Genomic DNA, 21,714 nt, shown 5'->3' on the forward strand with positions numbered 1-21,714 from the left:
TCAGGCCTTCAGGCTCGGCAGGTTCAGTTCGTGCTCTTTCGCCGCCTTGCGCGCGATCTCGTAACCGGCGTCGGCATGGCGCATGACGCCGGTCGCCGGGTCGTTCCACAGCACCCGCTCCAGACGCTTCGCGGCCTCGGGCGTGCCGTCGGCGACGATGACCACGCCCGCGTGCTGGGAGTAGCCCATGCCCACCCCGCCGCCGTGGTGCAGCGACACCCAGCTGGCGCCAGAGGCGGTGTTCAGCAGGGCGTTCAGCAGCGGCCAGTCGGACACGGCGTCCGATCCATCAATCATTGATTCCGTCTCGCGATTGGGGCTGGCGACCGATCCGGAGTCCAGATGATCCCGCCCGATCACGACCGGCGCCGACAGCTCGCCGGACGCCACCATCTCGTTGAACATCAGGCCGGCGCGGTGGCGATCACCTAAACCAATCCAGCAGATACGGGCCGGAAGTCCCTGAAAAGCGATACGTTCGCCCGCCATGTCGAGCCAGCGGTGCAGGTCGGCGTCATCGGGGAACAGCCGCTTCATGGCTTCATCGGTCTTGCGGATATCCTCCGGATCGCCGCTCAGGGCCGCCCAGCGGAACGGGCCGACGCCCCGGCAGAACAGCGGGCGGATATAGGCGGGCACGAAGCCGGGGAAGTCGAAGGCCTTGGCCAGTCCTTCGTCGAAGGCGACCTGGCGGATGTTGTTGCCGTAGTCGACGACGGGGATGCCCGCCGCCTGGAAATCGAGCATGGCCTGAACGTGGGTCAGGATCGACGCCTTGGCCGCCGCCTCGACCGCGGCCGGATCGGACTGGCGTTTGTCCTCCCACTCGGCGACGGTCCAGCCGCTGGGCAGATAGCCGTTGACCAGGTCGTGGGCGCTGGTCTGGTCGGTGACCAGATCGGGCCGCACGCCGCGCTTGACCAGTTCGGGCAGGACGTCGGCGGCGTTGGCCAGCAGGCCGACCGACACCGGCTTGCCGTCCTTCAGCGACTGTTCGATCAGGGCCAGGGCCTCATCCAGGGTCTCGGCCATGACGTCGAGGTAGCGGGTCTCCAGCCGCTTCTCGATGCGGCTGCGCTGGCATTCGATCGCGAGGCACGAGGCTCCGGCCATGGTCGCGGCCAGGGTTTGCGCGCCGCCCATGCCGCCGAGACCCGCCGTCAGGATCCATTTGCCGGACCAGTCGCCGTCATAGTGCTGGCGGCCGGCCTCCATGAAGGTCTCAAAGGTGCCCTGAACGATGCCCTGGGTGCCGATGTAGATCCAGGACCCGGCGGTCATCTGGCCGTACATCATCAGCCCCTTGCGATCGAGCGCGTTGAAATGCTCCCAGGTCGCCCATTTGGGCACCAGATTGGAGTTGGCGATCAGGACGCGCGGCGCGTCCTCGTGGGTGCGGAAGACGCCGACCGGCTTGCCCGACTGGACCAGCAGGGTCTGGTCGGCCTCCAGCGTCTGCAACTCCGAGACGATGCGGTCGAAGCTGGCCCAGTCGCGCGCCGCCTTGCCGATGCCGCCATAGACGACGAGGTCGTCGGGCCGCTCGGCCACCTCGGGATCGAGGTTGTTCATCATCATCCGCATCGCCGCCTCGGCGACCCAGGTCTTGGCGGTCTTCTCGGAGCCGCGCGGGCTGCGCACGACGCGCGCGTTGGGGGTCTTGTCGGTCATGGGGTCCGTCAGGCTTTCGCGAAGTCGATGCAGGCGGTCAGGACGGCGCGCAGGGTCCCGCGCATCCGTTCCGCCCGGGCGGGTTCATAGGGAGAGGGCCAGTTGGTCTCGTCGACCGGCCCGGCCGGATCGACCATGTAGCCCCGGTCGGCAAGCTCCATCTGGATGGCGTGGACGCCCTTCCCGGGCTGGCCGTAGTGGCGCGTGGTCCAGCCGCCCTTGAAGCGGCCGTTGACGACGTGGGTGAGGCCCGAGACGGCGCAGGCGGCCTCGACGGCCCGGGTCAGGGCGCCGTCGCAGGTCGCGCCGCCGTTGTCGCCGATATTGAACTGCGGCAGCTCGCCCTCGAACAGCCGCGGCACGATCGAGCGGATCGAATGGGCGTCATAGAGAACGACGGGGCCGTTGGCCTTCAGCCGGTCGATCTGGCCCTGAAGCGCGGCGTGATAGGGATCGAAGAAGGCGGCGCGGCGGGCGTCGATCTCCGCCTGATCGGGTTCCTGACCCGTACGGTAGAGCGGCTCTCCGTCGAAGGTCTCCACCGGGCACAGGCCGGTGGTGGTCATGCCGGGATAGAGGGAAACGCCCGAAGGATCGCGGTTCACATCGATGACGCTGCGCGAAATCCCGGTCCGCACGAAGGTCGCATCCAGATCGACGGCGAAGTCATAGAGGCGGTCCACCCACCAGTCGGCGTCCTTGCGGGCCAGCCAGGGCGAGGTCATCCGCGCCTCGATCTCCGCCGGGATGCGCGTCCCCGTATGCGGCAGGCCGATGATCAGGGGCGACGCGCCCTCGCGGATCGTGAGCCAGTCCGTCATGTTTCAGCCTCCCTCGCGATTCCGTTTGGGTGTGGTATGTCTAGACATAATGTTCGAGTCTGATCGGGATTGTCCAGTGCCGCAAACGTCGCGTGAGGGTCTGAGCCTGTGGTTCGAACAGGCGCTGTTGGGGGCAGGCTGGGCGTCCGACGTCCGGATGACCGTCGCGGACGGCCTGATCGCCTCCATCGAGACCGGCGTCGCCCGGGCGGCGATCGATCAGGGTGGCGGGGTCGCCATCCCCGGCGTCGCCAATGTCCACAGCCACGCCTTCCAGCGCGCCATGGCCGGCCTGACCGAGGGGCGGGGACCCGAGGGGGGCGAGGACGACGACTTCTGGAGCTGGCGGCAGCTCATGTACCGCTTCCTCGACCGGGGCGGTCCGGAGGAGATCGAGGCCATCACGGCCCTGGCCTTCGCCGAGATGCTGGAGGGGGGCTTCACCCGCGTCGCCGAGTTCCACTATCTGCATAACGACCCGGCTGGCCGGCCCTATGCCGATCCGGCCGAACTGACCGGCCGCATCGTCGCGGCGGCTGAAGCGACGGGCGTCGGCCTGACCCTGCTGCCGGTTTTCTACGCCCATGCCGGCTTCGGCGGTCAGCCGCCGTCGCAGGGCCAGCGCCGCTTCATCACCGATCTGGACGGCTTCGCCGATCTGGTCGCGCGGGGCCGGACCCTGACCGCGAGCCTGCCGGACGCCCTCGTCGGCGTCGCCCCCCACAGCCTGCGCGCCGTCTCGCCGGATGAGCTTGCCGCCATGCCCGCCCTCGCGGGCGATGGTCCGATCCACATCCACGTCGCCGAACAGACGAAGGAGGTCGAGGACTGTCTCGCCTGGTCCGGCGCCCGGCCGGTCGAATGGCTGCTGGCCAACGCGCCCGTCGATCCGCGCTGGTGCCTCATCCACGCCACCCACGTCACCGAGGGCGAATGGGGCGAGGTCGCTGCGCGAGCCGCCGTCGTCGGCCTGTGCCCGGTCACCGAGGCCAACCTCGGCGACGGCGTCTTCCCGGCCTCTGCCTATGTGCAGAATGGCGGCCGCTACGGCATAGGCACGGACTCCAACGTCCGCATCGGTCTGGCCGGCGAACTGCGCCAGCTGGAGTATAGCCAACGCCTGTCGCTCAGGAAGCGCGCGGTCATGGCCGACGGCGTCCGCACCACCGGCCGCGCCCTGTTCGACCGGGCCCTGTCCGGCGGCCAACAGGCCACAGGCGTTACGGGCGGCCTCACGGTGGGTCAGTCTGCCGACATCGTCGGTCTCGACACCTCGGGCATTGCCTTCGAAGGCCGGTCGGGCGACGCCGTCCTCGACAGCTGGATCTTCGCCGCGGACCGCAGCGCCATCCGCTCCGTCTGGCGGCGCGGCGAACAGGTGGTGGTCGACGGCCGCCATGTGGCGCGCGAGGCGATCGAATCCCGCTACCGGAAGGCCCTGAAGACCGTACTCGGACAGGACGCATGAGCGAGCCCGCTACCCTTCACCGCCGCATCTACGCCGAGCTGGAGGGCCGCATCCTGTCCGGCGACTGGGCGCCCGGCTCGCGCATCCCCTTCGAGCATGAGCTGACGGCCCAGTACGGCTGTTCGCGGATGACGGTGAACAAGGCCATCTCCGAACTGGCCGGCCGGGGCCTCGTCACCCGTCGCCGCCGCGCCGGCACCTTCGTCGCCCAGCCCCGCGCCCACGCCGCCATCCTGTCCATCCCGGACCTCGGCGCCGAGATCACCGAGCGTGGCCAGACCTACGCCTTCCGCCTGCTGGACCGTCAGGCGCGCGAGCCGCGCACCACCGAGGAGCGGGACCTGGCCGCCGGCGGCGCCCTGCTGGAGCTGGCGGGCTTGCATCTGGCCGACGGCGCGCCCTTCGCCCTGGAGCGCCGCCTGATCGCCCTCGCCGCCGTGCCCGAGGCGGCGGTCGCCGACTTCGCCCTTATGCCGCCGGGCGCCTGGCTGCTGGACTCGGCGCCCTGGACCGAGGCCGAGCACCGCATCTCGGCCATCGGGGCGGCGGGCGGCGACGCGCGTCTGCTGGGCCTCAAGCCCGGGACCGCCTGCCTGTGCGTGGACCGCCGCACCTGGCGGGACGGGCAGGGGGTGACCCAGGTCCGCCAGACCTTCCCCGGCGACCGCTACGACCTCGTCGCCCGGTTCTCGCCGCGCGGAGACCGCCCGTGAAAGCGGACCTGCTGATCACCGACTGCCATGTCGCCACCATGACGGACGGCGGCGTCCCTTATGGCGCGATCGAGGACGCGGCCATCCTGATCCGCGACGGGGCCATCGTCTGGATCGGCCCGCGCGCCGACCTGCCTGAGCATGAGGCGGCCGAAACCCACGCCCTCGACGGCCGCTGGGTCACGCCCGGACTGATCGACTGCCACACCCATCTCGTCTTCGGCGGCGACCGCTCCGGCGAGTTCGAACAGCGTCTGGAAGGCGCGACCTATGAGGAGATCGCCCGCGCCGGCGGCGGCATCGTCTCCTCGGTCAAGGCGACCCGCGAGGCCTCGGAGGACCAGCTCTACGCCTCGGCCCTCAGCCGTCTGGAAGGCCTGAAGGCGACCGGCGTCACCACCGTCGAGATCAAGTCCGGCTATGGCCTCGACCGCGACAGCGAGCTGAAGATGCTGCGCGTCGCCCGCCGCATCGGCAGCGAGGCCGGGGTTCGGGTCCGCACCTCCTACCTGGGCCTCCACGCCGTCCCGCCCGAGTTTCGCGGCTCGGACGCCAGCCGAGCGGCCTATGTCGACCTCGCCATCGACGACATCCTGCCCGCCGCCCAGGCCGAGGGTCTGGTCGACGCCGTCGACGCCTATTGCGAGCCCATCGCCTTCTCTGCCGAAGAGGTCTCGCGCCTGTTCGACCGGGCGAAGGCGCTGGGCCTGCCGGTCAAGCTGCATGCCGACCAGTTGTCGGACGGCGGCGGTGCGGCCCTGGCGGCGCGTCACAACGCCCTGTCCGCCGACCATATCGAACACGCCAGCGAGGCCGGGATCGCGGCCATGGGGCAGGCCGGGGTGGTCGCCGTCCTCCTGCCCGGCGCCTATCTGATGCTGCGTGAGACGACGCCTCCGCCGATCGCGCTCCTCAGGAAGCACGGTGTGGCCATGGCCGTCGCCACCGACTGCAACCCCGGCACCTCGCCCGTCGCCTCCATGACCGCGGCCATCACCCTGGCCTGCGTCCAGTTCCGTCTGACCCCGGAAGAGGCCCTGGCCGGCGCCACCCGCCATGCCGCCCGGGCGCTCGGCCTGTCCGACCAGCTCGGCACGGTTGAGCCCGGCAAGCGCGCCGACCTCGCCGTCTGGGACATCACCCGCCCCGCCGAACTGGCCTATTGGCTGGGTAAGCCGTTGCTTTCATGGCGCTATGTGGACGGATTAAGGTTAACAACTTAAGGCTGTATAAAGGCACAGAACTAATCTAAGGTTCAGTCCCTCTGGTGGGGGCTGGATCAGACATGGACGCGTTCATCGACACCTGGAGTCGTGCGGCGGTTCGGGAGAGCTCGGACGGTCAGACCTTCATCATCCAGCTGTGCAGGGTCCTCGGCGTGCCGGCGCCGAACGACCAGACCGTGGGCGACCCGGACTACGCCTTTGAACGCTATCTGCGCTTCCGCGACGAAGGGGCGGCGCCGCGCCGGATGCGGGCCGACTGCTACCGTCAGGACGCCTTCGTGCTCGAGATCAAGGGCAGCGAGCAGGAGATGGGCAAGGGCCTCAAACAGGCCGAGGTCTATGCCGACCGGCTGGAGCGGCGCCCGCCCTTCCTCGTGATCGTCAATGTCGGGCGGTCGATCGAGCTGTGGTCCAGCTTCGGGTCGGACCGGGCGCCCTATCAGCCCTTCCCGGACGCGGAGAGCCACCGCATCGCGCTGGAAGACCTGCGCCGGCCCGGGATCCGCGACCGGCTGGTCCGCGTCTGGACGGATCCGCACTCCCTGGATCCCACGCTTCAGGTGCGCAAGGTCACGACGGTGGTGGGGCGCGCCCTGGCGGGGCTGATCCCGATCATCGGCGCCCGGCTCGCCGCCAGTCTGGTCGCCGACCAGGCCTCGACCTCGGGGCGGGGGGAGATCGACCCCATCCACCGTCAGGCCTGTCAGTCCAAGGCCGCCAACTTCCTGGCCCAGTGCATCCTGGCCATGTTCGCCGACAGCACCGGGCGGTTCGAGGATCAGGCCTTCCTGAGGCTGCTGGAACGCTATCGCCGGACGCCGGAGGAGTTCCATCGGGCCGCCGCCCAGCTGTTCCGCGAGATGCGGCGCGGCGGCTTCAGCGTGATCCTGGGCCAGGCCATCCCGCGCTTCGACAGCGAGGTGCTGGACTCGGTGGCGCCCATTCCCCTGACGACGCAGGACCTCGACCAGCTGATCGCGGCGGCGCGGCAGGACTGGCGCGACGTCGAGCCGGCGGTCTTCGGCTCCCTGCTCGAACAGGCCCTGACCAGCGGCGAGCGGGCGGCCGGCGGGGTCCACTACACCGATGTCGGCACCATCGAGGCGGTCGTCACCCCGACCATCATGGAGGTGCTGAGGGCCGAGTGGGACGGCGTCCGGGCCTGGGCCGAGGCGCGGGCGAACAAGGGGCGGACCGATCAGGCGCGCCAGAGCCTGTGCCGCTTCCATCGCCGTCTGTGCACCGTCCGGGTGCTGGATCCTGCCTGTGGCTCGGGCAACTTCCTCTACGTCGCCATGCGGATGATGCGGGTCCTCGAGGCGGAGGTTCTGGCGGCTCTGGAGGACCTGACCGACAACCTCGGCCTGGCGGGGATCGGGGGGCGGCGGGTCTCGCGCAGGCGCTTCATGGGGCTGGACATCGATCCGCGCGCGGTGTGGATCGCACGGCTGGTCATGACCATCGCCGATCTGCAGTCCGAGGCGCGGCGGCGGGGCGTGGCGGCGGCAGCCCGCACCTCGGTCGTGCGCGCCTGTCACGGCGCCATCGTCCAGAGGGACGCCCTGCTGGCCCACGGCCGGTCGGCGGCGGGCCTCTATCGCCGGGGCGGCTCGCCCCGGGCGGCGGACTGGCCCGAGGCCGAGTTCATCATCGGCAACCCGCCCTATCTCGGCGCCGCCCAGGCCCGGCGGCAGCTGGGCGACGCCTATGTCGACGACCTGTGGGCTGTGCGCCAGGGGCGGTTCCGTCAGGCCGATCTGGTCATGTGCTGGTGGGACCGGGCGGCCCGCATCCTTGCCCGGCCGGGTTCGCGTCTGCGCCGCTTCGGTTTCGTGACCACCCACTCCATCGCCCAGCAGGGCTCGCGCGCGGTGCTGGAGCACCATCTGGACGGCGGCCCTATCCATCTGGCCTATGCTGTCACCGGCTACCCTTGGGGCGGCGGGACGGCGGCCTCGGTCCGGGTGGCCATCACCGTCGCGGAGAAGACCCGGTCGGGCCGCGTCGGGCGGCTGGATCGCATCGTCGCCGAGCGCCGCTCGGCCGACGGGGCGCCGATGCTGTCGCTGGAGGAGGCGAGGGGGGTGATCGGGCCCAATCTGCAGATCAGCCCGGACCAGACCCGCGTCCAGCCGCTGAAGGCCAACGCCCTTCTGGCTTCGCGCGGGGTCCAGCTGATGGGAGCGGGCTGTCCGGCACCCAAGCTTGGGCGCCGAACCCTCTCCGGTACTGTTATCCGGCTGCTCCCTATTGCCGCGAATGATCTTCTAGAGTCAGCCGTTCTTGGATCAGCGGCTGCACCGCTTCAGGGCATGCGGTGACGTCTCGCACCAGCCCTCGAGCCAGCCATTGCTGTACGTTGTCGAGGGTACGCGCGCTCTGGTCTTCGAGTTCATCGTGGAACTGTATCGTTTCGAGCAGACATAGAACCTCCAAGGGGCTTCGGGGCTCATAGGTACTTAACCAAGCCTCGATCTTTACGCGTTGCTCGTAGAGCTCGTCCATCGCCCGTTCGTGGGCCCAATCATCCGCGAATTTGGAGGGGTCCAAGTAAGTCCGGCTGAGTTCCAGCCACTTAGCGAACTCGATTTCAAACAGGCGTTGCGCTGCTGCGAGGCTCATTCCCATAGGCACGATCCTTTCCTGTTGCGGACGATCGTCTTGTCGCGACAGTCCGATGTGACGTTTCTTCCTGACAACCATCAGATGTGTTCGCGTCGTTAAGGCTGTCAAGCATGATGCGCCGAAGTTGGTAGGTTCAATGCGCCTGAGGTGTAAGAAAGGGGCTTTTCTGGACGTCGAAGGTTCTGAGATCAATCGGCAAATGGGCTGCGGCAAAGCTGAATACAACCTTAGGTAAATCGATTTCAGCTGTTGATAACTTGATCCGCGTGGGCCGCATGAGACCGTCAGCCCCGCTTCCCTCCGCCCGCGACGCGCGCTAGGCCTCGGGGTCCAACGAGGGCCGACGATGACCACGAGCACCACCGACGTCGTCATCCTGGGCGGGGGCCACAACGGCCTGGTCTGCGCCTTCTACCTGGCGCGGGCGGGGCTGAAGGTGACGGTGCTGGAGCGCCGCGCCGTGGTCGGCGGGGCGGCGGTGACCGAGACCTTCCACCCCGGCTTCCGCAACTCGACCGCCAGCTACACCGTCAGCCTGCTCAACCCCCGGGTCATCGCCGACATGGATCTGGCCCGGCACGGCCTGAAGGTGGTGGAGCGCAAGGTCTCCAACTTCCTGCCGCTGGACGACGGCCGGTATCTGCTGGCCGGGGAGGGGCGGACGCAAGGCGAGGTGGCGCGCTTCTCGGCCAAGGACGCCGGGCGCCTGCCCGAGTACGAACGGCGGCTGGAGGTCGTGGCGGCGGTGCTGCGCGACTGGATCCTCAAGGCGCCGCCCAACATGACCACGGCTGGATGGCTGGCCGCCCTGCCGGAGCTGGCCGGCGCCGCGGGGCTCGGCAGGCAGGCGGCGGGGCTGGACGTCCAGGGGCGGCGCGACCTGCTGGACCTGTTCGCCAAGTCGGCCGGCGACTGGCTGGACGGCTGGTTCGAGAGCGAGCCGATCAAGGCCCTGTTCGGCTTCGACTCGATCGTCGGCAACTACGCCAGCCCCTATACGCCGGGCTCGGCCTATGTCCTGCTGCACCACGTCTTCGGTGAGGTGAACGGCAGGAAGGGCGTCTGGGGCCATGCGCTGGGCGGTATGGGGGCGATCACCCAGGCCATGGCCGCCGCCTGCGCGGAGCAGGGCGTCGAGGTGAGGCTGGAGACGCCTGTCGCCGAGGTCCTGACCGAGAAGGGCCGGGCCGTCGGGGCGGTGACCGAGGCCGGGGACCTGGTGTGCGGGCGGGCGGTCGTGTCCAACCTGCATCCCCGGCTGCTGTTCGACCGGCTGGTCGATCCGGCGGTGGTCCCGGCGGACTTCGCCGAGCGGATGCGGGGTTATGCCTCGGGCTCGGGCACCTTCAGGATGAACGTGGCCCTGGACCGGCTGCCGTCGTTCACGAGCCTGCCGGGGCAGGGGGACCATCTGACGGCGGGCATCATCATGGCCCCCAGCCTCGCCTACATGGACCGGGCCTACGCCGAGGCGCGGCTGCACGGCTGGTCCCGGAACCCGATCATCGAGATGCTGATCCCCTCGACCCTGGACGACAGTCTGGCCCCGCCGGGACAGCACGTGGCCAGCCTGTTCTGCCAGCATGTCGCGCCGGACCTGGCCGATGAGCACCGCGACACCGTGGCGGACCTGATGATCGAGACGGTCGATCGCCATGCGCCGGGCTTCAAGGCCTCGGTGGTCGGGCGGCTGGCGCTGGGGCCGCGCGATCTGGAGCGGCGCTTCGGCCTCGTCGGCGGCGACATCTTCCACGGGCGGCTGACGCTGGACCAGCTGTTCAGCGCCCGGCCGGTGCTGGGCCACGCCGACCACCGGATGCCGGTGCCGGGCCTCTACCTCTGCGGCTCGGGCGCCCATCCCGGCGGCGGGGTGACCGGCGCGCCGGGGCACAACGCCGCCAGGGCGGTGCTCAAGGATCTCAGGCGCTAGACGCTGACTCCGAGCGCCTTCATCAGGGCCTGCTGGACGGCGTCCTCGGTGAAGGGCTTCTGCAGGGTGGGCTGGCCGCGCCACTCCTCGGGCAGGCCGCCCTCGCCATAGCCGGTCGAGAAGACGAAGGGCACGCCCCGTTCCTTCAGGGCGGCGGCGACGGGGAAGACCTCCTTGCCCGCCACATTGACGTCCAGCAGGGCGCCGTCGAACGGGGCGTCGCCGGCGACCACCTTCAGCGCCTCCTCGACCGTCGAGACGGGCCCAAGGGGGGTGCAGCCCATGTCCTCGAGGATGGTCTCCAGCAGCATGGCGACGAGGGACTCGTCCTCGACCACCAGGATGGTGCGTCCTTCCAGGGCCTGGGTCATTGGTCGTGTCCTCTGTCGAGCGGAAGGGTGATCGCCGCGCGCAAGCCGTCGGCGGCGTAGGTGAGTTCGGCCTCGCCGCCAAGGTCATGGCGGACGTTGCGTTCGATGAGCCGGCTGCCGAAGCCCCGGCGGGAGGGGGTGGAGACGGGCGGGCCGTCCAGCTCGCGCCACTCGATGGTCAGCCGGCGGTCGGTCTGATCGGCGACGGACCAGTCGACCATGACCCGCCCCCGGGCGTCGGACAGGGCGCCGTACTTGGCGGCGTTGGTCGCCAGCTCGTGGAAGATCATGCCCAGGGACAGGGCCGCGGCGGGCCCCAGCGCCACGGGCGGGCCGTTGGCCAGCAGCCGCAAGGGGTCGTGAGCTTCGGTCTCGTGCCGCAGGATCTCGGCCAGGTCGGCGCCTTCCCAGTGGGACCGGGTCAGCAGGTCGTGGGTGTGCGACAGGGCCATCAGCCGCGACTGGAAGCTCTCGGCGAAGGTCCGGGGATCATCGTGGGACCGCGCGGTCTGCATGGCGATGGACTGGACCGTGGCCAGGGTGTTCTTCACCCGGTGGTTCAGCTCGTCGATCATCAGCTTCTGGCGCTGGGCGGCCAGCACGCTGTCAGTGACCTCATGACCCTGGACGAAGATGCCGGTGATCCGACCGTCGGCGTCGCGGATGGGCTGGTAGATGAAGTTCAGATAGACGGTGGCCAGAGGGCCGTTCGGGGTGTGCTGGAGCTGGACCTGGCTCTCCTTGCCCTCGAACGGTTCGCCGGTGGCGTAGACGTCGTCCAGCAGCTCGAAGTAGCCCTGACCCTGAAGCTCGGGCAGGGCGTCGCGGATGCTCTGGCCCGTCACGGGGCGGTGCCCGACCAGCTGGACATAGGCCGGGTTGACCATCTCGAAGACGTGGTCGGGGCCGTTCAGGACGGCGACGAAGCCCGGCGCCTGCATGAACATGTCGATCAGGCGGCCGCGCTCGACCTCCAGCCGGCGGTTGTCCTCCTGCACCCTCTGCGCCCGGGCCATGACGCCGCCGCCGACGATGGCGTCCAGCGCGCTCTCGGCCCCGCCGCCCTCGCGCGCCTGACGCCGCAACAGCTGGAGCTCGGTGATGTCGGTGGTGTGCTGCAGGATGAAGCGGAGCGTGCCCCAGGCGTCCAGGATCGGGCTGTGGGTGCAGCTCCAGTAGCGGTCGACATAGTGGGAGCCGCCCTGACCGTCGGGCAGGGGGATGGCATAGTGGAGCACCGGCAGGTGGTCGGTCTCGCCGGTCGCCAGCACCTTCTGGAACGAGCCCAGCAGCCGTCTGGCGTTGTGGTCGTCGCCGCCCGCGTCGAAGGCCTCCATGACATAGCGGCCGATCAGGGCCTCGCGCGTCTGCTGGGTGACCTCGAGGTAGGCGCGGTTCATCCCGGCGTAGCGCAGCTCGGGCGTCAGCAGCATATAGGGGTTGGGCGAGGCGTCGAACGCCGCCGCCAGATCGGCGCCCAGGTCGCCGGACTTCGCCAGTTCTTTCAACGCCATCCCCACTATGCGCGCGTCTAAACGCACAGCTTGGCATTCGGTTCAATGGCTTGTCGTCGCACTGACACCTTGGGGTCGCAGATGTGGGGTTGGGCGAGGCGGCCTGGGTCGCTAGGGTGGGCCCATGCCTCTGACAGCCCTCCTCGGCGCCGCCCTTCTGATGACCTCGCCCATGCAGGATCCCCCGCCTTCCGAACAGCCTGTGGTCGCCATCGGCCGGGGCCAGCTGGTGGGGCGCGAGGCGGAGCGCGCCGGGGTGGCGGTCGAGAGCTTCAAGGGCGTGCCCTACGCCCAGCCGCCGGTCGGACCGCTGCGCTGGCGGCCACCGGTCCCCGCCGAGGCCTGGACCGGGCCGCGCGACGCGGGGCAGGTTGGCGCCATCTGCATCCAGCCGCCGGCCAACGGCGACAACGGCGTCGGGCCCCTGCCGATGAGCGAGGACTGTCTGACGCTGAACGTCTGGACACCGGCGCAGAGGGACCATCCGCTGCCGGTCATGGTCTGGATCCACGGCGGGGGCTACATCAACGGCTCGGGCACGGCGGCCCTCTACGACGGGACCAGCCTGGCCAGCCGGGGCGTGGTGGTGGTGACGCTGAACTACCGTCTGGGGCGGCTGGGCTTCTTCGACCATCCGGCCCTGGCCGCCGAGCGGCCCACAGGCGAGGCGGCCGGCAACTACGGCGTCATGGACATGATCCTGGCGCTCAAGTGGGTCCGGGACCACGTCGCGGCCTTCGGCGGCGACCCGCAGCAGGTGACCATCTTCGGGGAGTCGGCCGGGGGCGTGGCGGTGAGCCAGCTGATGGTCGCCGAAGGGGCGCGGGGCCTGTTCTCCAAGGCCATCGTCGAGTCGGGGCTCGGCCGCCAGCAGGGCGTCGCCCTGGAGGATGTCGCTGACCACGACGCCAGCGGTCAGACGCCGCGTTCGACCCGGGCGCGGGGGGCGGCGTGGGCGCAAGGCGCGGGGGTCGCGCCGAGCGCCGAGGCCCTGCGCGCCGTGCCCGCCGAGCGGCTGCTGCAGCCCGCGCCGAGCTTCTATGGCGGCGACCTGATCCTGAACGATGGCGTTGTAATAAAAGAGGATATCGAGACCGCCTTCGCCGCGGGGCGCGAGGCGCCCGTGCCCCTGATCATCGGCACCAACTCGGCCGAGTTCTGGTGGATGAAGCCTTCGGACCTGACCCCCTACGGCGAGATCGACGACGCCATGACGCCCGAGGAGAAGGCCGCCTTCCTGACCGGCTACGGCGGGCAGGAGGGCTATGACGCCCATGTCCTGAGCGACCTGGTGTTCAACGAGCCCGCCCGGCATCTGGCCCGGCTGCACGCGGCCAACGGCCATCCGACCTTCCTCTACCGCTTCGACGTGGTCTCGGCGGCGATGAACGAGCCGCACGCGGGGGCGACCCATGCCTCCGAGCGGCAGTACGTCTTCGACACCCTGAGCGCCTCGCCCTGGGCCACGGACGACCGCGACCAGAGGGCGGCGGACCTGATGAGCGGCTACTGGATCCAGTTCGCCCGCGAGGGGGACCCCAACGGCGAGGGTCGTCTGCGCTGGCCCGACCTGCGCGGTGAAGTCGACCAGCTGCTGGAGTTCACCAACGACGGGCCGGTGATCAAGCCGGTCCCCGAGGCCGGGCGGCTGGACCTGATCGAGCAGCTGTACGGACGGCGCAAGGCGCGCTGACCGAGGCGGTTTTGCACGCGGAAAAAGCGGGCGCAAAAAGTGCAATTTTGAAAGCGTAAGTGAGGTGGGTCGGGTATCGATTTGAAATTCAAGGATCGATATCGCGATATGCTTTTGCACTCGGAGTGCAAGGAGAGTGCAAGGACCGCCGCCGTCGCGGACGCCTTTCGCCGGTGATGTCAAAGACCCGACGAGGAGATTAGCACCTCCGTGGGGCATGCTGGACCAAAGGGGCGGGACGGGGCCAAAGCTCTCGGGATTTCAACGGGCGAGGGTGTTGGAAAGTGCGAGGTTGAAGCGCTTGACAGCACGCCGTTCCCCGCGCCTGCTGTCGGCGAGCTTCGGGGGAAATCATGCTCAGAACGGTTGCGATGGCGGCCATCGGCGTCCTGTTTGCGGGGACAGCCGAGGCAGGGGTCTGGACGCGGGTGGCGGTCTCGCCGACGGTCGAGGTCGCCTTTGACAAGGGCTATGTGAACAGCGACCGCGCCAATCGCTACATCTCGGTGATCTGGGTCCAGAGGACGACCCAGGCCGCCGAACAGGGCGGCGACTATCGGGTCAGCCGCGAATATGTCGATTGCGCCGCGCGGACACTGCGGGTGACGGCCAGCCGCACCTATCTCCTGAGCGCGACAGACGCGGTGGCCATCCAGCCGGAACAGACAACCGCACGCCCGGCGCCGGCGGGATCGGCGGAGGCGCTGCTCGCAGAGACGGTCTGTGGGCCGGTTCAGCCGTTGGGGCCGGACGATCACAGCATCGACGCCGATGTCTTCGTACGGTGGATCCGCTCGGACTGGCCCACGGCGGGTGCGAGTTCGGCTCCGGCCGCAAAGCCGAGGCCCAGGCCAGAGGCCGTTGTCGCCGCCGGACAGCCCGACCCGAGCGAGGCGCCGACCTATGGCTCGGTCGTCCTCTCGGGCGATCGCATACATACCCTGGCGCCCGTCGGCCTTCGCGCGGGCGGGGAGATCGACGCCTCCCGCCTTTCAAACACCTGCAGCGGGTTCATCTCCCGGGCGCCGGACTATCGCGTCGACTATACGGCCGGCGCCTTCAGCCTGAACATGCTTACCCAGTCGTCGATCGACACGACCCTCGTCGTCAGGGACCCCGCCGGGGCCTGGCGCTGCGATGACGATGCGGGCGGCAGCGGCGACGCCCAGGTGAAGTTCGACAAGCCCCGGTCCGGGACCTACGACATCTGGGTGGGGTCCTATGACGGGGCCTCGGGCGCCGCGACCCTGGTGGTCCGGTCGGGGTCGCTCGGCGAGGCGTTGGCCGGCAGCTGACATCGGCGCGGCGCTTGACAGACCCGGCTTGCCCGCGCCTGCTGTCGGACGACTTCGGGGGGAGACGACCATGATCCAGCGCCTGTCACTGATCGCCGCCGCATCCCTGATGGCGGTCAGCGCGCCCGCCTTGGCCCAGACCGCGCCGTCGCCGCCCGAGGCGGTCGTGTCGTCGGAGGTCATCGCGCCGCAGTGGGAGAAGCCCCCGCAGCTGGAATATCCGCAAGGCGCCGCGTCGCGCGGGGTCTGGGGCGGGACGGTGATGCTGCGCTGTCAGATCGGCCGGGATCGCCGCCTGCATGACTGCAAGGCCATCTCCGAGCGCCCCGCCGATGAGGGCTTCGCCGAGGCGGCGATGAGGGGTCTTGAGGCCGGGGTCATCTCCGAGACCTGGATCAAGGCCCATCCGGGCCGAGAGACGGGCATCCTGCCGGTGCAGTTCCGGTTGGAATAGGGTCTTCTCACACGCCAAATCCGTCATCCCCGGGCTCGTCCCGAGGACCCAGGGTTCAGCGAAATCGGACAGTGACGCGAAACGTTGATGCGTCTCCGCACGCGATCATCATCCCGCACGCGGACGTCTGGGTCCTCGGGACGAGCCCGAGGATGACCGGGTTTGGGGATGACGGAGAGGGGCCCTAACCCAGCACCCCGCCATTGGTCCGGATCACCTCGGCATACAGCAACCCGCTGTCCTTGATGGTCCTCTCCTGGGTTGCGTAGTTGACGTGGGTGATGCCGAAGCGCTTGGCGTAGCCCAGCGACCATTCGAGGTTGTCGAGCAGGGACCAGGCCATATAGCCGCGCACGTCGACGCCCTTTGAGATGGCGTCGTGCAGGGCCTTGAGGTGGTTCTGGAGGTAGTCGACGCGCATCGGGTCGTGGATGCGGCCGTCGATGGCGTGGGGCGGGTCGTACCAGGCCGAGCCGTTCTCGGTGACCATCAGGGGCAGTTTCCCGCCCGTCTGTTCGTGCAGCCAGACCAGGGTGTCGGTGAAGGCGGGGGGATAGACCTCCCAGCCGGTCTCGGTGTGGGCGTGCTGGACCTGTTTGACCGGACGGGCGCGGACGGGCCAGGCGTCGGGGGCGTTTTCCGGAACGGCGCGGGTGTACCAGTTCAGCCCCATCCAGTCGGTCGGCTCGGCGATCAGGTCGAAGTCCTCGGCCGGGAAGTCGCGCATGGCGTCGCCGTAGACGTCCTTCAGCTCCTCCGGATAGCCGCGGCCCATCAGGGGATCGAGGAACCAGCGGTTCATCTGGGCCTCGGCGCGCTTGCGGGCGGCCTCATCTTCCGGTCGGTCGGAGGCCGGATATTTGGGCTCGATGTTGAGGACGATGCCGATGTCGTGCTGGCCGACCTGACGATAGCGACGAACGGCCGCACCGTGGGCGCGCAGGACGTTGTGGCCGGCGATGACGGCTTCGTAGGCGGAGCGATGGCCGGGGGCGAGGACGCCGTGCAGATAGCCGCCGTCGACGATGACCCAGGGCTCGTTGATCGTCCCCCAGGTCTTCACCCGGCCGTCGAACTTCTCGAACAGGACCTGGCCGTAGTCGGCGAACCAGTCGGCGATGTCGGGGTTCAGCCAGCCGCCGCGATCGTCCAGCGCGGCGGGCAGATCCCAGTGGTAGAGGGTGCACAGGGGCTCGATCCCCTTCTCCAGCAGGCCGTCGACCAGACGGTCGTAGAAGTCGAGGCCGGCCGGGTTAATCCGGCCCCGGCCCTCGGGCATGACCCGGCTCCAGGAAACGGAGAATCGGTAGGCCTGAAGGTTCAGCCGGGTCATCAGATCGATGTCCGATCGCCAGCGGTTGTAGTGATCGCAGGCGATGTCACCGGTGTCGCCATTGGCCATCATGCCCGGCGTATGAACGAAACGGTCCCAGATGGATTCCCCCGCGCCGTCGGCCATGGAGGAGCCTTCGATCTGATAGGCGGCGGTCGCCGCGCCCCACAGGAAATTGTCTGGAAACAGATATTTGGAGGTCATCGGGGGAGGGGCCTGCAAAGCTGGGGGACATGGAGTCGCACCGTACGGAACCGAACCCTGTGGCGCCGCATTACAGCGACGGTTGGGGTTGTGACCAAACTACGGCACTTGCGGGGCCGATAGCTAGTGTGCCATGTAACCGCTTACATCGTTTTTATCGACGGACCTTCGATAAGGGGGCCGGTACGAGCAACGGATCAGGGACGGATCATTTGCAACCCTCGGGCGCACAGCCATCAGCGTACGGACTCGCGGCATGAAGCCCGCGACGATCCGTGACGTAGCGCGCCACGCGGACGTGTCCGTGGCCTCGGTGTCGCGCGTGCTGAACGGCGTGGGCGTGGTCAATGAGCCGACCCGCCAGCGCATCCTTCAGGCCGTCGACGTCCTGAAATATGTGCCGCATTCCGGCGCACGCAGCCTGTCGACCAGCCGCACCGACACGGTCGGGGTGATCCTGCCGGATCTGTTCGGGGAGTTCTTCTCGGAGCTGATCCGCGGCATGGACGTGGCGGCGCGGGCGCATGGGCTGCACCTGATCGTCTCCAGCTCGCACGACGACGCCGACGAGGTTTCGGCGGCGGTGCGGTCGATGCGCGGCCGGGTCGACGGCCTGATCGTCCTGTCGCCCTATCTGAACGCCGCCAGCCTGACGGCCAGCCTGGCCGGACGGACGCCTGTGCTGCTGATGAACGGCGGGGCCATGGACGCGGCCCGGCCCTCGATCGTCATCGACAACCGCGCCGGCGCCATGACGGCGGTGGAGCATCTGCTGGGTCTCGGTCGACGCCGCATCGCCCATATCTCGGGCCCCTCGGGCAACCTGGAGGCCGAGGCGCGGCTGGCGGGATACGCCGAGGCCCTGGCGGGCTCGGGCGTGATCGCCCAGGTGCTGGACGGGGACTTCACCCAAGGGTCGGGGCATCGCGCCGTGACCCGGATGCTGGCCTCGGGCGAGCGGCCCGACGCCATCTTCGCCGCCAACGACATGATGGCCGTGGGCGCCCTGCTGGCTCTGCAGGAGGCGGGCGTCCGCTGTCCCGAAGAGGTCGCCGTGGTCGGGTTCGATGACGTGCCGATCGCCGAACTGGTGCGGCCCGCCCTGACCACCCTGCGCATCGATATCGCGGGTCTGGGCAAGCACGCCGTGGAGCGGCTGGTCGGCCTGATCCAGTCGCCGGACAGCGAAGAAGCCAACAACGAAATCCTCCGCCCGACCCTCGTCGTGCGCGGATCCAGCACGGCCGATGCATCGGCCCAATCATCTCCGGCGGAGGCAAAACCCACCGCGCCGGACGAAATTCTCATGGGGGAAATCCAGGATGTCTAGGATGAACACTCGCTCACGCAACCGCGCGCTCGTCATGGGCGCCTCGGCGATGGCCTTCGCCGCCCTGCTGGGATCGGCCGGCATGGCCTCGGCCCAGAACGCCACCTCGACCGTCCGGGGTTCGGTCACCGACGGCGCCGCCGCCGAGCCCGGCGCGACCATCGTCGCCCGTGAGGTCGCCACCGGCTTCGTCACCCGGACCACGGCCAACGCCAACGGCGGCTATACCCTGTCGGGCCTGCGCCCCGGCACCTATGAGGTGACCGCCACGACCGCCCAGGGCGAGACCGGTTCGGACACCGTCAGCATCGGCGTCGGCCAGGTCGGCAGCCTGGACCTGACCGTCGCGGCCGAAACCGCCGCCCCCTCGTCCGACTCGACCGCCGTCGGAGACGTGGTCGTCACCGGCCGTCGCCTGGTGGAGGTGCGCACGCCTGAAAGCGCCACCAACGTCACGACCCAGCAGATCCAGGTCCTGCCGCAGATCAACCGCAACTTCCTGAACTTCGCTGCCCTGGCCCCCGGGGTGCGGGTGTCGCAGTCGGAGACCCAGGTCACGATCTCGGCCGGCGGCCAGCGCGCGGAATCGGTCAACGCCTTCATCGACGGCGCCAGCCTGAAGTCCAACATCATCCAGGGCGGCATCGCCGGCCAAGACTCCAGCCGCGGCAACCCCTTCCCGCAGGCGGCGATCGCCGAGTTCCGCGTGGTCAGCCAGAACTTCAAGGCCGAGTATGAACAGGCCTCCTCGGCCATCATCACCGCGGTGACCCGCTCGGGCACGAACGACTTCCACGGCGAGATCTTCGGCACCTACCGCGACCAGGACATGGTCGCCCAGGACCAGTTCTCGCGCGGCCGCGGCGATCCCAAGCCCGATCTGCGCGTCGAGCAATACGGCGCGGCCTTCGGCGGCCCGATCATCCGCGACCGGCTGCACTTCTTCGGCAGCTATGAGCACAAGGAAGAGAACCGCGCCGCGGTCGTGAACCTGGGCCGTCAGACCCCGGCCTACCAGACCCAGTTCGCCCAGTATCTCGGCACCTTTGCCACCCCGTTCCAGGAAGACCTCTACTTCGGCAAGCTGAGCTTCCAGCCGGTCGAGGGTCACCTGTTCGACCTGAGCGTCACCTACCGTGACGAAGGCGACACCACGGGCGTCGGCGGCGCCAACTCCTTCGAGCGCGCCACCGGCCTGCAACAGACCACCAAGAGCGCCAACTTCCGCTACCAGTGGCAGGGACAGAGCTTCCTGAACGAGTTCGCGGTCGACTACCGGAACTACAACTACAACCCGACCGCGGCCAACTTCGGTACGGCCGGGGCCAGCTATCGCATCTTCGATTCGGGCTACGATCCCTTCGGCGGCGTGGCCATCATCAACCTGGGCGGCGCCAACACCCGGCAGAACATCGTCGATGAAGCGGTTACGGTCCGCGACGACCTGACCTTCAACGAGGTCGAGTTCCACGGCTTCCACACCATCAAGATGGGCGTCAAATTCTCGAACCAGAACTACACCGTCGACAAGGAGTTCGGTCGCAATCCGGAGTTCTTCTATGACCTGAACGGGACGGCCAGCGGCAGCGCCTCGGTGCCGTACCGGGTCCAGCTGGGCAACGCCTTCCCGACCGTGGACCTGACCAACAAGGTCTATGGCCTGTATCTGCAGGACGACTGGCGTCTGACCGAAAAGCTGGAGCTGAACCTCGGCATCCGCTGGGACTATGAGGACAACGCCAACAACAACAACTATGTGACCCCGGCCTCGGTCGTTGCCGGGCTGAACCAGTGGATCGCCTCGACCGACGGCGGCAAGGCCGCCGGCTATGCGCCGAGCTGGTTCAACATCAACGACTACATCTCGACCGGCAGCAATCGCTCGCCGTTCAAGGACGCCTTCCAGCCGCGCATCGGCTTCTCGTATGACGTCTTCGGCGACCGTTCGACGGTGATCTTCGGCGGCGCCGGCCGCTACTACGACCGGGTCAACTTCAACTTCTCGTTCGACGAGGTCGCCAAGCCGTTCGACTTCACCCGCAACGCCTTCTTCTCGACCACCGGCCGTCCGGCGGGCGTGGCGGCGGGCACCCCGACCGACCCGATCCTGTGGCAGGCGTCCTATAACACCGCCGCGGGCCTGGACCCGGTTCTGGCCGGGATCCCGGCCAAGGGCGAAGCCTTCCTGCTGAAGAACGACTTCGAGCCGCCGCGCACCGACCAGTTCAACCTGGGCATCCGTCAGCGCTTCGGCGACTGGCAGACCGAGTTCACCCTGGCCTACGGCAAGACCGAGAACGAGTTCACCTGGCAGTATCTGAACCGCTGCCGCGAGGCGACGACGGGCGCCCAGGGCAACGGCTTCGGCGACAACGGCGGCTTCTGCTCGCCGGGCGGGACCAACCCCTACCGCAGCTATCTGGTCTCGGATCACAACAAGGAGCGCACGTTCAAGGCGCTCTACGTCAAGCTGGACAAGAACTACACGCGGGAATCCGGCTGGGGTCTGAACATCGCCTACACCCTGTCCAGCTCCAAGCAGAACGGCGGCAACGACAACTTCTGCTTCGACTGCTTCAGCGTGGAGACCTCGCCTGAGCGGTCCTCGGCCAACGACGAGCGTCACCGCATCGTGGCCAACGGCATCGTCGACCTGCCGTTCGACTTCCAGCTGTCGGGCATCCTGACCCTGGGGTCGGGCACGCCGTTCGACGTGTTCGACGGCACGGGCCCGGCCTTCGTCTACCGGCCCTACGGCGCCTATCCGGAGAAGGAACAGTTCTTCATCCCGAACGCCTTCGCCTACCGCAACCTGGACCTGCGCCTGACCAAGAACATCCAGGTCTGGAACGGCAGCCAGTTCCAGGTCTATGTGGACGCCATCAACGTATTCAACTTCAAGAACTACTCGGGCTTCGACGGCGGCACCGGCTCGGCGACGAGCCCGAACCCCAACTTCGGCAACCCGAGCTCGGTCCTGTTCCCGACGCGGTCCTTCCAGATCGGGGCCCGCTACAGCTTCTGATACTCCCCCTGAGACTGCGCCGCCCCCTGTTCGCAGGGGGC

16 protein-coding genes are annotated in these 21,714 nt (G+C 68.7%); 10 read left to right on the forward strand and 6 right to left on the reverse strand.

Annotation, left to right across the window (positions count from 1 at the left end):
• Nucleotides 1-1,671, reverse strand: coding sequence for a urocanate hydratase (gene hutU / locus ACW172_RS15305; RefSeq protein ID WP_492032296.1), 1,671 nt, complete (start codon nt 1,669-1,671; stop codon nt 1-3).
• Nucleotides 1,672-1,679: 8 nt separating this feature from the next.
• A complete protein-coding gene (gene hutG / locus ACW172_RS15310) occupies nt 1,680-2,492 on the reverse strand; it encodes an N-formylglutamate deformylase (protein ID WP_492032297.1) in 813 nt (270 codons plus the stop codon).
• A 49-nt stretch (nt 2,493-2,541) separates the two neighbouring features.
• Here hutG and ACW172_RS15315 point away from each other — a divergent pair, with 49 nt between their 5' ends.
• The 4 genes from ACW172_RS15315 (at nt 2,542) to ACW172_RS15330 (ending at nt 8,220) form a co-directional block, all read left to right on the forward strand.
• Entirely contained in the window at nt 2,542-3,960 is a 1,419-nt protein-coding gene (locus ACW172_RS15315) for a formimidoylglutamate deiminase (RefSeq protein WP_492032298.1), read from the forward strand.
• On the forward strand, nt 3,957-4,673 hold the full coding sequence (gene hutC / locus ACW172_RS15320; protein ID WP_492032299.1) for a histidine utilization transcriptional repressor HutC: 717 nt from the start codon (nt 3,957-3,959) through the stop codon (nt 4,671-4,673). The genes ACW172_RS15315 and hutC overlap by 4 nt, the downstream gene beginning before the upstream one ends.
• Nucleotides 4,670-5,896: an imidazolonepropionase gene (hutI, locus tag ACW172_RS15325; protein WP_492032300.1), complete on the forward strand. Its 1,227-nt coding sequence runs from the start codon at nt 4,670-4,672 to the stop codon at nt 5,894-5,896. The genes hutC and hutI overlap by 4 nt, the downstream gene beginning before the upstream one ends.
• A 62-nt stretch (nt 5,897-5,958) precedes the next feature.
• A complete protein-coding gene (locus tag ACW172_RS15330) occupies nt 5,959-8,220 on the forward strand; it encodes a DNA methyltransferase (protein WP_492032301.1) in 2,262 nt (753 codons plus the stop codon).
• On the opposite strand, the gene ACW172_RS15335 is transcribed toward ACW172_RS15330, so the two are convergent.
• A complete protein-coding gene (locus tag ACW172_RS15335) occupies nt 8,147-8,602 on the reverse strand; it encodes a hypothetical protein (protein ID WP_492032302.1) in 456 nt (151 codons plus the stop codon). The genes ACW172_RS15330 and ACW172_RS15335 overlap by 74 nt on opposite strands.
• 268 nt (nt 8,603-8,870) lie before the next feature.
• Between ACW172_RS15335 and ACW172_RS15340 the strand changes: the two genes are divergently transcribed.
• Complete coding sequence (locus ACW172_RS15340) at nt 8,871-10,454, forward strand: phytoene desaturase family protein (RefSeq protein WP_492032303.1); 1,584 nt, start codon at nt 8,871-8,873, stop codon at nt 10,452-10,454.
• Here ACW172_RS15340 and ACW172_RS15345 read toward each other — a convergent pair.
• Nucleotides 10,451-10,825, reverse strand: coding sequence for a response regulator (locus ACW172_RS15345; protein ID WP_492032304.1), 375 nt, complete (start codon nt 10,823-10,825; stop codon nt 10,451-10,453). The two genes, ACW172_RS15340 and ACW172_RS15345, sit on opposite strands and share 4 nt — an antisense overlap.
• A complete protein-coding gene (locus ACW172_RS15350) occupies nt 10,822-12,339 on the reverse strand; it encodes a sensor histidine kinase (RefSeq protein WP_492032305.1) in 1,518 nt (505 codons plus the stop codon). Before ACW172_RS15350 ends, ACW172_RS15345 begins: the two co-directional genes overlap by 4 nt.
• A gap of 124 nt (nt 12,340-12,463) precedes the next feature.
• Here ACW172_RS15350 and ACW172_RS15355 point away from each other — a divergent pair, with 124 nt between their 5' ends.
• The 3 genes from ACW172_RS15355 to ACW172_RS15365 all read left to right on the forward strand — a co-directional run bounded on the left by ACW172_RS15355 (nt 12,464) and on the right by ACW172_RS15365 (nt 15,781).
• On the forward strand, nt 12,464-14,032 hold the full coding sequence (locus ACW172_RS15355; RefSeq protein WP_492032306.1) for a carboxylesterase/lipase family protein: 1,569 nt from the start codon (nt 12,464-12,466) through the stop codon (nt 14,030-14,032).
• Between the two features lie 353 nt (nt 14,033-14,385).
• Complete coding sequence (locus ACW172_RS15360) at nt 14,386-15,327, forward strand: surface-adhesin E family protein (protein ID WP_492032307.1); 942 nt, start codon at nt 14,386-14,388, stop codon at nt 15,325-15,327.
• A 70-nt stretch (nt 15,328-15,397) separates the two neighbouring features.
• Complete coding sequence (locus tag ACW172_RS15365; RefSeq protein ID WP_492032308.1) at nt 15,398-15,781, forward strand: energy transducer TonB; 384 nt, start codon at nt 15,398-15,400, stop codon at nt 15,779-15,781.
• A 184-nt stretch (nt 15,782-15,965) separates the two neighbouring features.
• On the opposite strand, the gene ACW172_RS15370 is transcribed toward ACW172_RS15365, so the two are convergent.
• Nucleotides 15,966-17,318, reverse strand: a complete 1,353-nt coding sequence (locus ACW172_RS15370) for a GH1 family beta-glucosidase (protein ID WP_492032309.1) — start codon at nt 17,316-17,318, stop codon at nt 15,966-15,968.
• A 256-nt stretch (nt 17,319-17,574) separates the two neighbouring features.
• Between ACW172_RS15370 and ACW172_RS15375 the strand changes: the two genes are divergently transcribed.
• Both ACW172_RS15375 and ACW172_RS15380 read left to right on the forward strand, forming a co-directional pair.
• Nucleotides 17,575-18,648, forward strand: coding sequence for a LacI family DNA-binding transcriptional regulator (locus tag ACW172_RS15375; protein ID WP_492032310.1), 1,074 nt, complete (start codon nt 17,575-17,577; stop codon nt 18,646-18,648).
• A 1-nt stretch (nt 18,649) separates the two neighbouring features.
• Complete coding sequence (locus ACW172_RS15380; RefSeq protein WP_492032311.1) at nt 18,650-21,673, forward strand: TonB-dependent receptor; 3,024 nt, start codon at nt 18,650-18,652, stop codon at nt 21,671-21,673.
• Nucleotides 21,674-21,714: the final 41 nt, after the last annotated feature.

The sequence above is a fragment of the Brevundimonas sp. ALps5 genome, from assembly GCF_058681645.1.

Coding starts and splice junctions, on each gene's coding strand:
- ACW172_RS15375 (WP_492032310.1), top strand. CDS start 17,575: ATGAAGCCCGCGACGATCCGTGACGTAGCGCGCCACGCGGACGTGTCC.
- ACW172_RS15335 (WP_492032302.1), bottom strand. CDS start 8,602: ATGGTTGTCAGGAAGAAACGTCACATCGGACTGTCGCGACAAGACGAT.
- ACW172_RS15315 (WP_492032298.1), top strand. CDS start 2,542: ATGTTCGAGTCTGATCGGGATTGTCCAGTGCCGCAAACGTCGCGTGAG.
- hutC (WP_492032299.1), top strand. CDS start 3,957: ATGAGCGAGCCCGCTACCCTTCACCGCCGCATCTACGCCGAGCTGGAG.
- ACW172_RS15355 (WP_492032306.1), top strand. CDS start 12,464: ATGCCTCTGACAGCCCTCCTCGGCGCCGCCCTTCTGATGACCTCGCCC.
- hutU (WP_492032296.1), bottom strand. CDS start 1,671: ATGACCGACAAGACCCCCAACGCGCGCGTCGTGCGCAGCCCGCGCGGC.
- ACW172_RS15380 (WP_492032311.1), top strand. CDS start 18,650: ATGAACACTCGCTCACGCAACCGCGCGCTCGTCATGGGCGCCTCGGCG.
- ACW172_RS15345 (WP_492032304.1), bottom strand. CDS start 10,825: ATGACCCAGGCCCTGGAAGGACGCACCATCCTGGTGGTCGAGGACGAG.
- ACW172_RS15350 (WP_492032305.1), bottom strand. CDS start 12,339: ATGGCGTTGAAAGAACTGGCGAAGTCCGGCGACCTGGGCGCCGATCTG.
- ACW172_RS15370 (WP_492032309.1), bottom strand. CDS start 17,318: ATGACCTCCAAATATCTGTTTCCAGACAATTTCCTGTGGGGCGCGGCG.
- ACW172_RS15340 (WP_492032303.1), top strand. CDS start 8,871: ATGACCACGAGCACCACCGACGTCGTCATCCTGGGCGGGGGCCACAAC.
- ACW172_RS15360 (WP_492032307.1), top strand. CDS start 14,386: ATGCTCAGAACGGTTGCGATGGCGGCCATCGGCGTCCTGTTTGCGGGG.
- ACW172_RS15330 (WP_492032301.1), top strand. CDS start 5,959: ATGGACGCGTTCATCGACACCTGGAGTCGTGCGGCGGTTCGGGAGAGC.
- hutG (WP_492032297.1), bottom strand. CDS start 2,492: ATGACGGACTGGCTCACGATCCGCGAGGGCGCGTCGCCCCTGATCATC.
- ACW172_RS15365 (WP_492032308.1), top strand. CDS start 15,398: ATGATCCAGCGCCTGTCACTGATCGCCGCCGCATCCCTGATGGCGGTC.